We start from the raw sequence: 14,134 nt of genomic DNA, 5'->3' as shown, positions 1-14,134 counted from the left end.
CCGTTACACGGTCAGTGCCGGACGGCGTGTACTGCTTCAGTGCATCCTGGGTGCCCGACGGCGCAAGCGGCCGTGCCGCGCCCGACAGGAGGTTCGGACACCATGCGCATTCGGAACCTGGCGGTGACCGCCACGCTGATCCCGGTTTTGATGCTCACCGGATGCGGTAGCGACGACTCGTCGTCCGATGTCGCCGCCTCGACCCCCGGCGCCAAGAAGGCGTCGAAGAACGGCCTCACCGAGCAGATCGGCACCGCCGGCCAGGCCGATCCGGTCGTCAACGCGTACTACGAGTACCGGATCGCGCTCGATCAGATGATGCGCAGCGGCGGCCGGAAGACGAAGCAACTCGCGCCGGTGATGACGCCGGCCCTGTTCCAGTCGATCAGCGCGCAGGCGAAGTACTTCCGCACCAAGAAACTGCACAACACCGGCGTCACCAAGGTGCTCTGGGCCAAACGCACCCTCGCCTCCAACGGCGTCATCGTCAGCGCCTGCTACGACACCACCGCGGCCCGCACGGTCGACGCCAAGGGCCGCTCCGTCCTCCCCGCCACCACCCCCACCCGCTGGCTCGACGAAATGCGAGTCCAACAACTCCAAGGCCGCTGGGTAGTAGACGGCGGCCGCACCACCCCCAACGCCTGCTAACCCACACCCACCGCCCGCCTGCCCCGTGCCCCCACGCCGTAGCCGCGCCCGCAGCCACGCCAGTTGCCAGCAGAGGGCACGACACGCCAGTCGGCGGCAGAAGCAGACGGCACGACACGCCCGTCGGCGGCAGTAAGCACGAGACGTCCGGCGGCGGCAGTGGGCACGACAGCGTCAGTCGGCGGCAGGGCGGCACGACCACGTCTCCGCGCGGCCGCACACCGCGCCGCATCGCCCTAGCTGCCTGGTCAGCTCACGGGTGGTGGCGGACCGTCTGATTGAGCATTGCCTCGACTGCTTGACGTAGATCGTCGTCGTGTTCCGGCCCCGACCACACGACGACGCAGCCTCTGTCACCAAGCTTGCCGGCGACCATCTCCCGAGCCGGCGTCGGATCTCCTTGGTTCAGTACGACGACCAGCCGGCGGCCGTCCCGCTGCAACCGATCGAGCAGCGGCGGCAGCGTCGAACCACGGAACACCCCGGGATCGCTCTTCACCTTCGTCTCGACCATCACGCCACGTCCGCGGACCACGAGCAGGAAGTCGGCCCGGTCCCGGGTGAACTCCCGGTCGCGGTAGATCCGCGCCTTCGGCCAAAGCCGCCGCAAGGCCGCATCGACGTCGGCGTCGTACCGCGCCGCCAACCGGCTCACCCGCGAACTCGTCCCGCGCGGCCGGAACGCCTCAGGCGTACGCCGTCCACCACGCCGCCGCCCGAACAGCGGCGCCAACCAACGCCCCAACCTCGTGTCGATCATCGGCGGACCCCTCGACCTAGCCGGCACTTACCCCCAGTCTCCCCACTCCGCCCCACCACCCAACCGCCCCGCCCCGATCGTGACCCCACCTCCACAAACCCCCAAAACAAGAGGACCCCCCGTGGCGACCAATAGCCCCCGAGGAATCCTCCAACACACAACATCAAGCCTTCGCACCCATCAACCACAAACCAGGCACCCTCGCCAGCCACCCCACTCCGCCAGCCACCGCGACCTGTTCGCAGGCTCCGCCGAGCGGCTTGCTCCCCAGCCCCCGCAGACCCGCCACCCCCGCCAACCAGCCATCCCCGCCAGCCACCTCGACCTGTTCGCGGGCTCCGCCGAGCGGCATGCTCCCCAGCCCCCGCAGACCCGCCACCCCGCCAACCAGCCATCCCCGCCAGCCACCTCGACCTGTCCGCAGGCACCGCCGAGCGGCTTGCTCCCCAGCCCCGCAAACCGGCCAACCCCCGCCAACCAGCCACTCTCGTCAGCCACCACGACCTGTTCGCCAGCCGCGCCAAGGGGTGCTTGCTCCCAGCCCGCGCAGACCGGCCGTCCCCGCCAACCAGCCATCCCCGCCAGCCACCTCGACCTGTTCGCGGGCTCCGCCGAGTGGCTTGTTCCCCAGCCCGCGCAGACGGCCACCCCAGCCAACGAGCCATCCGCGCCAGCCACCTCGACCTGTTCGTGGGCTCCGGCGAGCGGCTTGCTCCCCAGCCCCGGAGTCCCAGCCGATGCCCCTCCCCAGGCACTCGCGCCAGTCCAGCGTTCCCGCTGTCAGGCTGCTTAGCGATCCGTCAACTGTCTTATCGACCATCCGAACCCGTTGACCAGCCAGGCCCGCCCGTCGAGCGCTGTCCGGACGGGCGGGCCTGCTGATCAGCTCTTCCTCATCACCAGCCGCACCTGGTCGTCAGCCGTTGTCGCCGACCGGCAACCGCTCCGGCTGATCGGCTGTTCGGTGATCAGGTGTTCTTGATTGCCGAGATCTCGATCTCGAGGGTGACCTTCTCGCTGACGAGTACGCCGCCGGTCTCCAGGGCCGCGTTCCAGTTGACGCCGAAGTCCTTGCGGTTGATCACCACCGAACCCTCGAGGCCAACCCGCTGGTTGCCGAACGGGTCCGTGGCCGAGCCGGTGTACTCGAACGGGATCTCGACCGACTTCGTCACCCCGCGCACCGTGAGGTCGCCGACGACCGTGAACGTCGTCTCGTCGTTCTGCTTGACCGACGTCGACACGAACGTGAGCTCCGGGTGGTTGTCCATGTCCAGGAAGTCGTTGCTGCGCAGATGCTCGTCCCGCTGGCTGTTGCGCGTGTCGATGCTCTTGGCCTGGATCGTCACCCGTCCCGACGAGTTCTCCGGGTTCTCCCCGTCGAGGTGGATGGTCCCCTCGAACTCGTTGAACGACCCCCGCACCTTCGTCACCATCGCGTGCCGGGCGACGAACCCGACGCGGCTGTGCGCGGTGTCGATGGTGTAGTCACCGGTCAGAGCGGCGTACTCGCTAGCCATGAAGCACTCCTCCAGAGGAAGGTATAGTTGAACTTTGCATAGTCCACTCTTCACCCAATGCGCTCGGATGTCCACCCCTCCGCAACCGTGACGAGACCCGCACCACCCGCCGCCGACGGCCGACCGTTGCCGCTGGCAACCAGCGGGATATTTGGTTGCGGTACGCCGGTCCGCCAGGTGTGATGTGTGGTCGAAGGATCGGAGGATTGTCGTGCAACCGCTCAGCGTCGAAGAGATCCGGCGCTCATTCGTCAACTCGTCCAAGAGCCAGGTCAAGGCGATGACGCTGCCCCAAAGGTTCGCGGAACTCCCGTGGGAGTCACTGGACTTCCTCGGCTGGCGCGACCCGAAGGCGCCCAACCGCGGGTACCTCGTCGTACCGCGAGAAGGCGGCGTCACCGGCATCGCGTTGAACACCCAGGCCACCGGCAAACCGCGTCGAGGCACGGGGCTGTGCGATCTGTGCTACACCGCCCACCATGTGACCGACGTAGCACTTTTCGCGGCCCGGCGAGCCGGCGCGGCCGGCCGGGAGGGCAACACCGTAGGCACGTACATCTGCGCGGATCTCGCCTGCTCGCTGTACCTGCGCGGTCTTCGCGAGGTGGAGGTTCCGCAGGGTGAAACCGCCTCCCCCGAGGTCCGGGCCGAGCGGCTGGCCACGCGACTTGAAGGATTCGTAAATCGCGTTCTCGCCTAGCTTCCGGAGTGGGTACCAGGAACTACGCTTGGAACCAGCGGCAGGTCCACACGGGCGAAGGGAGCGCGAGTCGCGATGACGGAGTTCAGAATCACGCACGAGATCCACGAGGTTCACCCGGACATCCGCGAGAAGCTCACCGCGACAACCATCGAGGCCATCAACGAGTCCAGCTCCCGGTCCGCGGAGGACGCAGCCCTGGTACTGCGCCACAAACTCGGCGAGATCGGCGTCAGCATGAGCGAAGCCGCCTGCCTGGCCGCGATCGAACGCATCCGCTCCGGCAAACAACTCCGCTTCGAAATAGAACGCGAAACCGCCGACAACCAGGACTAGCCCCCACCGGCCACCGCCGGGACCCTGGTCCTGCTCAACCTCACTGCCTGATCCGGCACACCACCCGACACCCCGGCGCCCACCCACAGCGGGCAAACAGCCACGCCGACCGCCCAGGCACCCGATCACCCAACCGCACCATCCAGGTACGTCGATCAACGCGCACCCCGCCCAGGCCCTGCCCGGCTGGCCATGGGCCTCCGGCGGCACGTCCTGCCCGGCCCGCATCAGCGGCCTGACCCAGCACCGGTGTTGCGCCGGACAGGACTGGGGGAATGGGTGCAGGTGCTCAGCCAGGCGGGGCAGGCGTCGGGGCGACGATGCTCAGTCGGGTTGGGCTGTGGGTGTGCCGGTGCTGAGCCGGACAGGATTGGGCAGATGGTGCGGGTACTCAGCCGGGCGGGGCAGACGTCGGGCTCGGGCGGGGCGACGGGACGACGGTGGTCAGCCGGGGTGGGGTGTCGGTGTGCCGGTGGTTAGGTGGGGTGGGGTTGGGGGGAAAGGTCGGTTGAGGTTAGGAGGGGGTGGAGGGTTAGGCCGGCTTGGGTGAGGGTTTTGGGGGTGGTGGGGTTGCGGTTGATGACGCAGAGGGCGTGGGTGATGTGGGCGCCTTGGGCTCGGAGTTCTTGGGTGGAGAGGACGATCTGTCCGCCGGTGGTGACGACGTCCTCGACGATGGTGACGCGACGGCCGGCGGTCTCGGCGCCTTCGGCGAGCTGACGCGTTCCGTACGGCTTCGCCTGCTTGCGTACGAACGCGCACGGCAAGCCGGTATGACGACCAAGCGCCGTCACCACCGGAATCCCGCCCATCTCCAGCCCGGCCAGCACCTCGGTGTCCGCCGGCACCAGCGCGACCATCGCCTCCGCGATCGCGTCGAGCAACACCGGATCACCCTCGAACCTGTACTTGTCGAAGTACTCCCCCGACGTCTGCCCCGACCGCAGTACGAACTCGCCGGTCAGATGAGATGCCGCATAGATCCGTCGTCCCAACTCCTGAATCTCCACGACTCTGCACCCTATCCAGCAACCGTCCCCAACTCGCCTGTCGACCGTACGTAGCCACGGGTCGGTGAGGTGGCACCGTAGAGCTACCATGGTTGACCATGCAGGCTGGTAGCACTACTGGAACGCTGCTGACGCATCTCCGGGCGGTCGTCGCCGGTCTCGAGCCCGGGACGAGGCTACCGAGCAGCCGCGAACTCATGGAGCGCTACCGAGTCGGACCAGGCACGGTCTCGCGTGCGATCGCCGTTCTGACCGCCGAAGGCGCCGTGGTGACCCGCGCCGGCGTGGGCACCTTCGTCGTACCACAGGTGTCCCGGGAAGCTGTCGTCAGCGACACCTCGTGGCAGGAGGTCGCCTTGGCCGGCCGCGAGTACGACCCCGCAAACGCTGTCGAGGCAGCTCATCCACCGGCCGACGGCGGCATCTCCTTGTCCGGCGGCTACCTTCACGAGACGCTGCAGCCCACGAGATCGCTGGGTACCGCTCTTGCCCGTGCAGCCCGCCGCCCGGACGCATGGCACCGCGCCCCGACCGCCGGTCTCGAGCCACTGCGCGCCGTCTTCGCCCGGATGGCCGGAGGCACGGTCACCCCGCAGGACGTTTTGGTCACCGGTGGCGGTCAGGGCGCATTGTCGATGTTGTTCCGCGCGATCGTCGCACCGGGCGGACCGGTGCTGGTGGAATCGCCCACCTACCCCGGCGCTCTGACGGCGGCGCGGGCCGCCGGGCTCAGGCCTCTTCCCGTCCCGATGGATGACGAAGGGATCCGGATCGACCTGCTGGCCGACGCCTTCGAGATGAGCGGCGCCAAACTGCTCTACTGCCAGCCCACCTTTCACAACCCCACCGGAGTCGTGCTCGCCCCCGACCGGCGCCGCCAGATCATCGAGGTCGCCCGGTCGGCCAACGCGTTCGTCATCGAGGACGACTTCGCCAGATACCTCAGCCACGGCCGCACGGTTCCCGGGCCGCTCGTCGACAACGACGACGACGGGACGATCGTCTACTTGACCTCGCTGACCAAACCCGCCTCGCCGAGCCTGCGCATCGGCGCCGTGATCGCCCGTGGCCCTGTGATGCGTCGCCTGCTCGGCATGCGGTACGTCGATGACTTCTTCACCGCCAGACCCTTGCAGGAGGCAGCCGTCGAACTGCTCAGTACTCCGGCGTGGGATCGACACCTGAGATCTCTGTCGGCCGCACTTCGCGCCCGTTGCACCGTCTTGGTCAACGCCTTGGCGCAGGCGGCGCCCGACCTCACCATCACGAAGGTCCCGGACGGCGGACTGCATCTCTGGGTACGGCTGCCTCATGACCACCAGGCGCGTGCTGCCGCCGACGCGATCCGAGCCCGCGGCGTACTCGTCGATGCCGGCGACCGCTTCTTCCCCGCCGAGTCCCCCGGCGCCTACTTACGACTCAACTTCGCCGCCGCGGCATCCGTGTCGGAGTTGACCGAAGCCGCATCCCGGCTCAGTTGAGACACCGGCTCAGGAAGGGCGGTCAACCGGCCTACCGGGGAGCGGAAGAGGGGTACGAGGACGGCAGCCGACGCGGCGGCTGCGGCAAACAAGGCGGATCGAGGACCGATCGCGTCGGACAGTATGCCTGCGGCAAGTCCTCCAAGAGCACCGCCGCCGAAGAGGAGCGTGCGGAAGGCAGCTGTCATTCGGGCCATCATGGACGGGAGAGTGACAGTCTGCCGAAGGCTGACGATGATCACGCCGGCAACGCCGAGGCCGAGGTAGGTCAGAAAGAACGACGCGATACACAGCGCGACCGCGAGAGGCGCCGGACCGGTAGCCAACGGCAACAAAATCGGCCCGAGCAGGAGCATCGACTGAGTGAACAGGTAGGCGCGACCGAGCGGAAACCGCCGGATGACAGGGCCGGAGAGCGCGGCTCCGATCAAACCACCGACCGAGGCACTGGCGAAGATGACGCCGATGACGGTCGAGGTCAGCCCCAGGTCGCGAGTGCCGTACAGGAGAAACATCGTCCAGACGGTGATCATGGAGAAGTTGCAGCAGAATCCGATCAAGGCCAGGGCTCGAAGTACCGGGTTGCCGAAAACCCAGCGCAGGCCGTCCTCGAGTTCCGCTCTGACCCGCCTCCTCTTCACTGCCGGACGAGGTTCCGGGGTACGGATCGAGACTAGGGACACCAGCGAAACCAGATAGGAGACGGCATCGACGAGCAGCGCAACCGGTGCTGTCACTGCGCCGATCAGCAAACCTGCGAGACCTGGACCGGCAACGTCGGCAGCGGATGAACTCATACTCAGCTTCGCGCCGGCTTCGACGTACTGCGCGGGATCTTTGACGAGCGTCGGCACGTACGACATCCAGCTGACGTCGAAGAGCACCGAGGCGATGCCGATGGCACATGCCAACGTCAGCAGAATCTGAAGGTTCAGCAGTTGGAGCCAGTGCAACACAGGAATGAGTCCCAGCAGAAGCATGCGAACCAGGTTGGTCCACAGCATCACCTGTCGTCGGCGGACTCGATCGACCCAGACACCGAAAAGCAGAGCAAGCCCCAAGTACGGCGCCAACTGGAGGAATCGCAAGACCCCGACCTGCGAATCCGTGGCGTTGAAAGCGTAGATGGCGGTCAGCGGCAGGGCGAGTGTTGTGACCTGGCTGCCCAGTAACGACAGGCTTTCCCCGAACCAGAATTTCAGGAAGTCGGTGTTGCGCCACAGGGTCGTCATCGTGCGAGCTGTTCGATCGCCGCGAGCACCTGCGCCACCTCGTCCTCGGTGTTGTAGTAATGCGGAGACAGCCGCAAGCCCCACTCGACGTCCTTGTCGGCGAAGTCGTACTGCGCGAAGTGCCGAAAGCTGAGGGCCGAGTTGATCGACAGCCGGTCGAGTGACGCCTTGAACGGTTCCGGCTGCCATCCGTCGATGGCGAACGTCACCAGCGCACCGAGCTGCCGGCCGTGATCGAGCACTCGCACACCGGGTACCGTGGACAGGCCTGCGCGCAATCGAGCGGCCAGCTCGATGGCCCGTCGACCGCCGGTCTCGACCCCGACCTCGTTCGCGTAGCGGATCGCAGCGGCACAACCGAGGACCGTGGAGTACGAGAACTCCCAGTCCTCGAACCGCGCGGCCGAGGGCATGGCCTGGTATTCCTTCGTGCCGGTCCAGCGCGCACCGTACATGTCGATGAACAGCGGCTCGTAATCACCGTGCAGGACGCGATCCGAGACGTAGAGAAAACCCGACCCGCGCGGACCACGGAGGAACTTCCGGGGTGTGGACGTGAGAAAGTCGCAACCGATGTGTTCGACGTCGAGGGGAAGTTGTCCTGCCGACTGGCAGGCGTCGACCACGTACAGCAGGTCGAGCTCGCGGGCAACCTTGCCGATCTCGGCGACCGGCTGGATCAGCCCCGAATTGGTCGGGACGTGCGTCACGGCAACCAACCGAGGACGGTGCCGCCGCATCAGGTCGGCCATTGCCTCGACGTCGACACCACCCTCCGGGGCGTCAGGTGCATGCATGATCCGGACGCCGAAGCGCTTCCGCAACGACAAGAAGGCAATCTGGTTGGAGATGAAGTCGTTCCGGGTGGTCAGGATCAGGTCGCCCGCCGCGAACGGAATGGACGACAGAGCCGTCGAGTAAGCGTGGGTAGCACTACTGGTGAATGCGATGTTGCCTGGTGCGCATCGGAGCAGCTCGGCGGTGACCCGGTAGAAATCCTGGGTCGCCTCCTCGCGGAGTGCCGCAGCCTCGTAGCCGCCGATCTGGGCCTCGAGCTCGATGTGGTCGCGCATCGCCTTCAGCGTCTGCCGCGTCAGCAGGCCGGCTCCTGCGTTGTTGAAATGGATGGTGCTCCGTACTCCCGGCGTGTCCGCTCGCACGGTCGCGACGTTCAGTAGCGGTTCTTCAATCAGGCCAGTAGCACTATCATGATCCGTCATGTCCTACAGTAGCACTCGCATGCTGCACGCGCGCTCCTGCTCGGGCATCACGCGCCGCCGCCAACGCGCAGGCCTCCGGGGTGGACGTCACCAGCTTGGTTCGCGTCGTGCGACCGGGTCGGTCGGGGTGGCGGCTGGGTCAGGGCGGAGGGTGGGTGGCGCGGGGGGTTGGGGCGTGGGGGTGGGGAGCAGGCGGCGGAAGTCTTCGGTTGAGATGATGGGGATGTTGTATTCGCGGGCCGCTCGGGCCTTGACGGAGAGGCTGTCCACGTCGGCGGCGACGAGGAACGTGGTGTCCGGCCGGACCGCCTCCTGAGGCACGAACCCGGCCGCGACCGCGCGATCCCACCACACCTCACGCGGCTCCACCATGTCGCCGGTGAACACCAGGGTGCTTCCCGGCGGGAAGCCGTGGGCTCCAGGACGAGCCGGTACGACGTACCGCCCGGAACTCGCCCGGAACAACGCGTCGTCGACATCAGATGCCCGATGCCCGAGCATCACCGCGACACGGTCGAGATCGCTGCGCTGCTCCGCGGTGATCTCGCCACCACCCCACGACGCCTCGGCCAGCGCGGACACGTAGTACCGATGCAGCTCCTTCACCTGCGACCGCGTCAGGCCCAGGTCGGTCGCCACCTGGACCAACTGGTCGGCGTCGGCCGCGGTGATTTCGCGGTTCGCAAGGATCCCGTCGAGCAAGGCAAGGTAGGAGTCGGCCTGCGGCGGCTCAGGGACACGCGGCAACTGGTCGACGATCCGGCTCATCCACCCATGCCGACCACCCGCGTGCACGGGCCGAACCGTCGGCGTGAAATCAGAGCCCGGCAACGCCGGCCACGGCAACCGTCGGACTTCCTCATAAGCCCATTGCCACGGCGGCGGCGATGGAAACGCCTGTAAATAATGGGCAAACAGCTGCGCCGTCGCCCGGGTGTCCGCCAACGCCGAGTGCCAGCCTTGGATCGAGATCCCGGCCGCCGCACAACACGCAGCGAGCGTCCGCTTCGCCCCGGGATAGAGATAGCCGGCCAGCGCCATCGTGCACATCGACCGCTCGGTGATCAGCGGTACGGCGTACCCGAGCCGGCCGAACTCAGCCCGCAGGAACGCCAGGTCGAACTCGACGTTGTGCCCGACAACCATCCGGCCCGCGAGCAACCCACCGAGCTCCCGCGCCACATCGCGGAACTCCGGCGCGGACAGCACATCGGCGGTCAGGATCCCGTGGATGTGCTGAGGACCCATGTCACGTTGGGGATTCAACAACGTCACCCACTCGTGCTGCACCCGACCCCGCGCGTCCAGCAGGACGACGGCGACCTCGATCACCCGATGCCGGTAGCCCGGCAGCAGGCCGGTCGTCTCGGTGTCGATGACGGCATACATCCGCGGCGCCCTCCTCCGGCTCGGTTACCGACCCGGAACAAGCCAATCACACGCCGCCGACAGTTTTTCGCGCTCGGTCACTCCGCCGGGATCTCGACCGCGATCTCCGCACCCAGCCGGGCGCCGTGCGACAGTTGGAGGTCGTCACCGCTCCAGAACCGCCCCGGGTCGTACCAGTTCGGCGAGCGCCCCTGCAGGAGCCCCATCTCCTCGTACGTCACCGCCACGACCTCGGCGCAGTACGCCGATTCGAGCTCGAGCTCACGCTTTCCGCGCCGGAACGCCGGGATCCGCCCGCGCACCCACCGCGACGCGAGGCGGGCCGTCGACGGGAACGGCGTACCGTCCAATCGCGCGACAGTCCGCAGTACGGCGTCCTCCATCTCCCGCGTCACCGGGTGATCGAGCTGGCGCAGCCACGCGCGCTGACCGTACTTCCGCGTCCACACCAGCACCGCGTCACGCAGGTCGTGCAGTTGGACACCGCGGTGATGTGTACCGGTCCAGACGTCGGGCAACGACCGGCCCAGCTCGGCGTGCCACATCAGCGGCGGCAGATCCTCGATGACGATCGCCATTCCGACGTGGTTGACCGGGCTGTTGGTGGTCAGCTGGATGGCCCGGTCGGCGGCACTCCCGCCGCGGAACAGCCAAATGTCACCTGTTCGTGTCAGTTCCGTAGCGTCATCCAGCGAAATCCGGTTCTCCACGTCGCTAGGTTAGTCGCCATGAAGGTATGGAAGGTCGTAGGACTTGCGGGGCTCGTCGGCGTGGCCGCAACGGGCGTGGTGATCGCGCGGGGCGAGCGGAAACGCCGCGCGTACACGCCGGAAGAGGTACGCGACCGCCTCAAGACCCGGGTCAGAGAAGCAGCCAACGCCTAGACCCGGTACGACGAGGTCGGGCGTGACCGGTACGCCGTAACTCGGTGGTACGGCGGTCACTGAGTCACGTCCGACCGCAGTCACGTCGAAAGCCGTTGTCGACGGCAACAAGACCTCAAAGGTTGTGGAGAGCAACTTCCTCCAGGCGGCCGGACCTGATCGTCGCCGTCTGATAGGTGCAGTACGGCTGCCGCCGCCGGTCCGTCGGCGATCCAGGATTCAGCAACCGCAACCCGCCCGGAGTCGTCGTGTCCCACGGGATGTGACTGTGACCGAACACCAGCACATCCACTCCCGGGTACGCCTTCTCGCAGCGCTCCTCGCGCCCCTTGGACGGGCCGGTCTCGTGCACCACCGCGAGGGACACGCCGTCGAGCGTCGCCCGGGCGACCTCAGGCAGCCGTGACCGCAGTTCCGGCCCGTCGTTGTTGCCCCAGCACCCGATCAACCGGGCAGCGCGAGCCTCCAACTCGTCCAACAGCGCAACGCTTACCCAGTCGCCGGCGTGGATCACCACGTCCGCCTCGTCGATCGCGTCCCACACCGGCTCGGGCAGCTTCTTCGCCCGTACCGGCAGATGAGTGTCCGAGATCAGCACCAACCGCATGCGCCCACTCTCTACGTCCTCAGCGCATCGATCAACTCCTTCTCCTTCGCAGGGCTCAGCCCGGCCTTGCGCTCGCGATCCAGCCCGAGCTCGCGCTCCCAGGCCAGCGTGTCCTCCAGGAACTCCCGCCGCGACCGGTGCGTGAGCCCGGCCGCGCGAGCCGCCGCACCGCTGCGACTCGACCAGCCCTCGTACCCAGGCTCGGTCAACCACATGGCGAGCGAATCCGGCCCCATGTACTGCTCGACCTTCCGCTCCTCCAACCACTCCCGCGGCGCGAGCACGACCGGCCCGGTGTGGCCGCCGACTTCGCGCGCCAACTCGATCCACTCCCCGAACGGCACCACCGGCCCGTGCGTGTCGAAGGTCCCCGTCTTGCCCTCGGTGGCGCAGTCCAGCAACCAGGAAGCGAGATCCCGTACGTCGACCACCGCGGTGGACAGCTCCGGAGTGTCAGGCACCAGCATCGGCTCTTCCGGAGCCCGGGCCGCCCTGGCCACCCACGCTCCGGCGCGATCGCTCCTGTCCCCCGGCCCACCGATCAGCCCGGCCCGCGCGATGACCAGCCGGTCCCCGACCGCCTCGACCGAGGCCAGCTCACATGCGACCTTCGCCTCGCCGTACAACTCCCGGTCGGCCACGTCCAGCTCCGTCGGCGCCCGCAGTACGGCGGACTCGTCGGCGCCGGGCGTGTCGTACTTCTCGTAGACGTTGATCGACGAGACATATGTCCAGTGCTTGGCCTTCGCCCCGAAGGCGGCCAAGGCCCCACGCACGAACCCGGGCTGCCACGACACCTCGAACACCGCGTCCCACTCACGATCGGGCACGGCGTCGTACGCGTCCGGACGACTGCGATCGGCCGCGACCAGCGTCGCCCCCGCGGCCACCGCCCCGCTCTCGCCACGCGCCACACAGGTGACCGAATGCCCACGCGCCAGCGCCTGGGTCGCGATCTCACGACCCAGCCAGGCGGTCCCGCCGAGTATCAGAATCTCCACGCCCGCAAGCCAATCAGGGCCCACCGACAAAACCCAGCCACCTCTGCTGACGGCAGAACGAACGCTTCGTGATGCCGCGCGGGCATGCCGTCACCAGCCCCGCCGAACCCTTGCGGTGACGCCGATCCAGGCGCAATGTCGAGACAGGCGGCACCGAAATGGTGCCCTGGGCAAGGGGGACACATGGCTGGTTTCGTTCAGATCATCGAGTACCGGACGTCGAAGCCGGAGGAGGTCGCCCGGCTCAGCGAGGACTTCCGGAGCAAGAGCCAAGGTGGCGACGGGCCGGCACCGACCCGGGTGACCGTCTGCGCGGACCGGGACGAGTCCGGGCGCTACTTCACCATCGCCGAGTTCGCGTCGTACGAGGAGGCGATGGAGAACAACAACCGCCCGGAGACGAACGAGTTCGCCGAGCGGATGACGGAGTTGTGCGACGGTCCGGCCAAGTTCTACAACCTGGACCTCGAACAGTCCATCGAGTTCCGCTGACCCGTGAACCCTCGGGCCCAGCCGCCACCGCGAGTCCGGCTGGGCCCGAGTCACGTCGTACTGCCCTGTGCATCGGGCCGGCCGGTCCCGGAAGGGCTCGGCACCGGCGACTTGATCAGACCGGGTCCGCGGCGCCGGACCCGGTCCCGCTCATCGGAACACCCGGTACGACGCCCAGCCGGCCGGCGGCGCACCGCCGTACGACCCGCTGTCGCGTTCGCTGTGCAGGGGATCGGGGTCCTGTGGCTCGGGGGCGGAGTGCAGATCCGGCCACGGTCTCGGCGGCAGGGCTTCGGGGGGTGGCAGTTTCAGGTCGGGATCGGGGCCTTGCTCGGGGTCGAGCCATTCGACCTCGGTGGCGCCGCCGTGTCCGTGGATGGCGACGACGGACTCGATGCCGTCCCAGACCGTGGTGGTCGGATAGTCGCCGTACCAACGCAGCGCGACCGCCCCGTCGGTGAACTGGACGCCCTCGGCGACAGGCCCGGTGCCGCTGACACCGGAGACGTCATGATGGCGGATCAGCCGGAAGCGACGGGCCGTCATTTCGGGGCTACCTCCCAGAGCCGTTCGCCCGGGAGCACACGGTCCGGGCCCGGGTCAGCGTCGGGGATCGGATCACTGGTCACGCGCAGGCCGGCGAACCGGCGGGCCATGGCTGCTGCGTAACGCTCGGCCAGCTCGGCCTCGGCCCAGTAGTCCGCGACGACGTGGTCCCCGAACCACACTCGTACGCGGCGGCGTTGAGGAACGGGATCGGACATCTCAATGCACCCGCCTGACCGGCCGGGGCGTTCCCATCAGCGACATCGAAGAACTGCGGTCCACATCGATCACTTCCACTTCCCTGT

17 protein-coding genes are annotated in these 14,134 nt (G+C 67.7%); 6 read left to right on the top strand and 11 right to left on the bottom strand.

The annotated features are described in order from the left end of the window. The first annotated feature begins 102 nt into the window (after window positions 1–102). Window positions 103–651 carry a hypothetical protein gene (locus ACYVOK_RS12085; protein ID WP_460662433.1) on the top strand — a complete coding sequence of 183 codons (549 nt, stop codon included), beginning with the start codon at window positions 103–105 and terminating at the stop codon, window positions 649–651. A gap of 253 nt (window positions 652–904) precedes the next feature. Here the strand turns inward: ACYVOK_RS12085 and ACYVOK_RS12080 are convergent, their stop codons facing one another. Both ACYVOK_RS12080 and ACYVOK_RS12075 read right to left on the bottom strand, forming a co-directional pair. After that, window positions 905–1,411, bottom strand: a complete 507-nt coding sequence (locus tag ACYVOK_RS12080) for a hypothetical protein (protein ID WP_460662432.1) — start codon at window positions 1,409–1,411, stop codon at window positions 905–907. Between the two features lie 968 nt (window positions 1,412–2,379). Next, window positions 2,380–2,931: a YceI family protein gene (locus ACYVOK_RS12075; protein ID WP_460662431.1), complete on the bottom strand. Its 552-nt coding sequence runs from the start codon at window positions 2,929–2,931 to the stop codon at window positions 2,380–2,382. Window positions 2,932–3,142: 211 nt separating this feature from the next. On the opposite strand from ACYVOK_RS12075, the gene ACYVOK_RS12070 reads away from it, so the two are divergent. Then, complete coding sequence (locus ACYVOK_RS12070) at window positions 3,143–3,631, top strand: FBP domain-containing protein (RefSeq protein ID WP_460662430.1); 489 nt, start codon at window positions 3,143–3,145, stop codon at window positions 3,629–3,631. A 75-nt stretch (window positions 3,632–3,706) separates the two neighbouring features. Further along, window positions 3,707–3,967: a hypothetical protein gene (locus ACYVOK_RS12065; RefSeq protein ID WP_460662429.1), complete on the top strand. Its 261-nt coding sequence runs from the start codon at window positions 3,707–3,709 to the stop codon at window positions 3,965–3,967. 476 nt (window positions 3,968–4,443) lie between these two features. Here the strand turns inward: ACYVOK_RS12065 and pyrE are convergent, their stop codons facing one another. Continuing rightward, complete coding sequence (pyrE, locus tag ACYVOK_RS12060; RefSeq protein WP_460662428.1) at window positions 4,444–4,977, bottom strand: orotate phosphoribosyltransferase; 534 nt, start codon at window positions 4,975–4,977, stop codon at window positions 4,444–4,446. Between the two features lie 98 nt (window positions 4,978–5,075). Here pyrE and ACYVOK_RS12055 point away from each other — a divergent pair, with 98 nt between their 5' ends. Further along, on the top strand, window positions 5,076–6,458 hold the full coding sequence (locus ACYVOK_RS12055; RefSeq protein WP_460662427.1) for an aminotransferase-like domain-containing protein: 1,383 nt from the start codon (window positions 5,076–5,078) through the stop codon (window positions 6,456–6,458). On the opposite strand, the gene ACYVOK_RS12050 is transcribed toward ACYVOK_RS12055, so the two are convergent. The 4 genes from ACYVOK_RS12050 to ACYVOK_RS12035 all read right to left on the bottom strand — a co-directional run bounded on the left by ACYVOK_RS12050 (window position 6,386) and on the right by ACYVOK_RS12035 (window position 11,009). Next, on the bottom strand, window positions 6,386–7,690 hold the full coding sequence (locus ACYVOK_RS12050) for an MFS transporter (protein WP_460662426.1): 1,305 nt from the start codon (window positions 7,688–7,690) through the stop codon (window positions 6,386–6,388). The genes ACYVOK_RS12055 and ACYVOK_RS12050 overlap by 73 nt on opposite strands. Then, window positions 7,687–8,850 carry an aminotransferase class V-fold PLP-dependent enzyme gene (locus ACYVOK_RS12045; protein ID WP_460662425.1) on the bottom strand — a complete coding sequence of 388 codons (1,164 nt, stop codon included), beginning with the start codon at window positions 8,848–8,850 and terminating at the stop codon, window positions 7,687–7,689. The genes ACYVOK_RS12050 and ACYVOK_RS12045 overlap by 4 nt, the downstream gene beginning before the upstream one ends. Before the next feature lie 147 nt (window positions 8,851–8,997). Continuing rightward, a complete protein-coding gene (locus ACYVOK_RS12040; RefSeq protein ID WP_460662424.1) occupies window positions 8,998–10,299 on the bottom strand; it encodes an exonuclease domain-containing protein in 1,302 nt (433 codons plus the stop codon). Between the two features lie 77 nt (window positions 10,300–10,376). Continuing rightward, on the bottom strand, window positions 10,377–11,009 hold the full coding sequence (locus ACYVOK_RS12035; protein ID WP_460662423.1) for a hypothetical protein: 633 nt from the start codon (window positions 11,007–11,009) through the stop codon (window positions 10,377–10,379). An 18-nt stretch (window positions 11,010–11,027) separates the two neighbouring features. Between ACYVOK_RS12035 and ACYVOK_RS12030 the strand changes: the two genes are divergently transcribed. Next, window positions 11,028–11,183 carry a hypothetical protein gene (locus ACYVOK_RS12030; RefSeq protein WP_460662422.1) on the top strand — a complete coding sequence of 52 codons (156 nt, stop codon included), beginning with the start codon at window positions 11,028–11,030 and terminating at the stop codon, window positions 11,181–11,183. A gap of 115 nt (window positions 11,184–11,298) precedes the next feature. Here ACYVOK_RS12030 and ACYVOK_RS12025 read toward each other — a convergent pair whose 3' ends face one another. Both ACYVOK_RS12025 and ACYVOK_RS12020 read right to left on the bottom strand, forming a co-directional pair. Further along, the gene (locus ACYVOK_RS12025) at window positions 11,299–11,790 is read right to left on the bottom strand and encodes a metallophosphoesterase family protein (protein ID WP_460662421.1); all 492 of its coding nucleotides are present in this window, start codon (window positions 11,788–11,790) and stop codon (window positions 11,299–11,301) included. Between the two features lie 11 nt (window positions 11,791–11,801). Continuing rightward, on the bottom strand, window positions 11,802–12,791 hold the full coding sequence (locus ACYVOK_RS12020) for an NAD-dependent epimerase/dehydratase family protein (protein ID WP_460662420.1): 990 nt from the start codon (window positions 12,789–12,791) through the stop codon (window positions 11,802–11,804). A 183-nt stretch (window positions 12,792–12,974) separates the two neighbouring features. Between ACYVOK_RS12020 and ACYVOK_RS12015 the strand changes: the two genes are divergently transcribed. Continuing rightward, the gene (locus ACYVOK_RS12015; RefSeq protein ID WP_460662419.1) at window positions 12,975–13,283 is read left to right on the top strand and encodes a hypothetical protein; all 309 of its coding nucleotides are present in this window, start codon (window positions 12,975–12,977) and stop codon (window positions 13,281–13,283) included. A 150-nt stretch (window positions 13,284–13,433) separates the two neighbouring features. On the opposite strand, the gene ACYVOK_RS12010 is transcribed toward ACYVOK_RS12015, so the two are convergent. Next, window positions 13,434–13,829, bottom strand: coding sequence for a hypothetical protein (locus tag ACYVOK_RS12010; protein WP_460662418.1), 396 nt, complete (start codon window positions 13,827–13,829; stop codon window positions 13,434–13,436). Continuing rightward, the gene (locus ACYVOK_RS12005) at window positions 13,826–14,047 is read right to left on the bottom strand and encodes a hypothetical protein (RefSeq protein WP_460662417.1); all 222 of its coding nucleotides are present in this window, start codon (window positions 14,045–14,047) and stop codon (window positions 13,826–13,828) included. Before ACYVOK_RS12005 ends, ACYVOK_RS12010 begins: the two co-directional genes overlap by 4 nt. Window positions 14,048–14,134: the final 87 nt, after the last annotated feature.

Source organism: Kribbella swartbergensis, from assembly GCF_054784135.1.
This window is presented reverse-complemented; position numbering and strand designations above follow the sequence as displayed.

Coding starts and splice junctions, on each gene's coding strand:
- ACYVOK_RS12085 (WP_460662433.1), top strand. CDS start 103: ATGCGCATTCGGAACCTGGCGGTGACCGCCACGCTGATCCCGGTTTTG.
- ACYVOK_RS12080 (WP_460662432.1), bottom strand. CDS start 1,411: ATGATCGACACGAGGTTGGGGCGTTGGTTGGCGCCGCTGTTCGGGCGG.
- ACYVOK_RS12075 (WP_460662431.1), bottom strand. CDS start 2,931: ATGGCTAGCGAGTACGCCGCTCTGACCGGTGACTACACCATCGACACC.
- ACYVOK_RS12065 (WP_460662429.1), top strand. CDS start 3,707: ATGACGGAGTTCAGAATCACGCACGAGATCCACGAGGTTCACCCGGAC.
- ACYVOK_RS12055 (WP_460662427.1), top strand. CDS start 5,076: ATGCAGGCTGGTAGCACTACTGGAACGCTGCTGACGCATCTCCGGGCG.
- ACYVOK_RS12050 (WP_460662426.1), bottom strand. CDS start 7,690: ATGACGACCCTGTGGCGCAACACCGACTTCCTGAAATTCTGGTTCGGG.
- ACYVOK_RS12040 (WP_460662424.1), bottom strand. CDS start 10,299: ATGTATGCCGTCATCGACACCGAGACGACCGGCCTGCTGCCGGGCTAC.
- ACYVOK_RS12030 (WP_460662422.1), top strand. CDS start 11,028: ATGAAGGTATGGAAGGTCGTAGGACTTGCGGGGCTCGTCGGCGTGGCC.
- ACYVOK_RS12025 (WP_460662421.1), bottom strand. CDS start 11,790: ATGCGGTTGGTGCTGATCTCGGACACTCATCTGCCGGTACGGGCGAAG.
- ACYVOK_RS12015 (WP_460662419.1), top strand. CDS start 12,975: ATGGCTGGTTTCGTTCAGATCATCGAGTACCGGACGTCGAAGCCGGAG.
- ACYVOK_RS12010 (WP_460662418.1), bottom strand. CDS start 13,829: ATGACGGCCCGTCGCTTCCGGCTGATCCGCCATCATGACGTCTCCGGT.
- ACYVOK_RS12005 (WP_460662417.1), bottom strand. CDS start 14,047: ATGTCCGATCCCGTTCCTCAACGCCGCCGCGTACGAGTGTGGTTCGGG.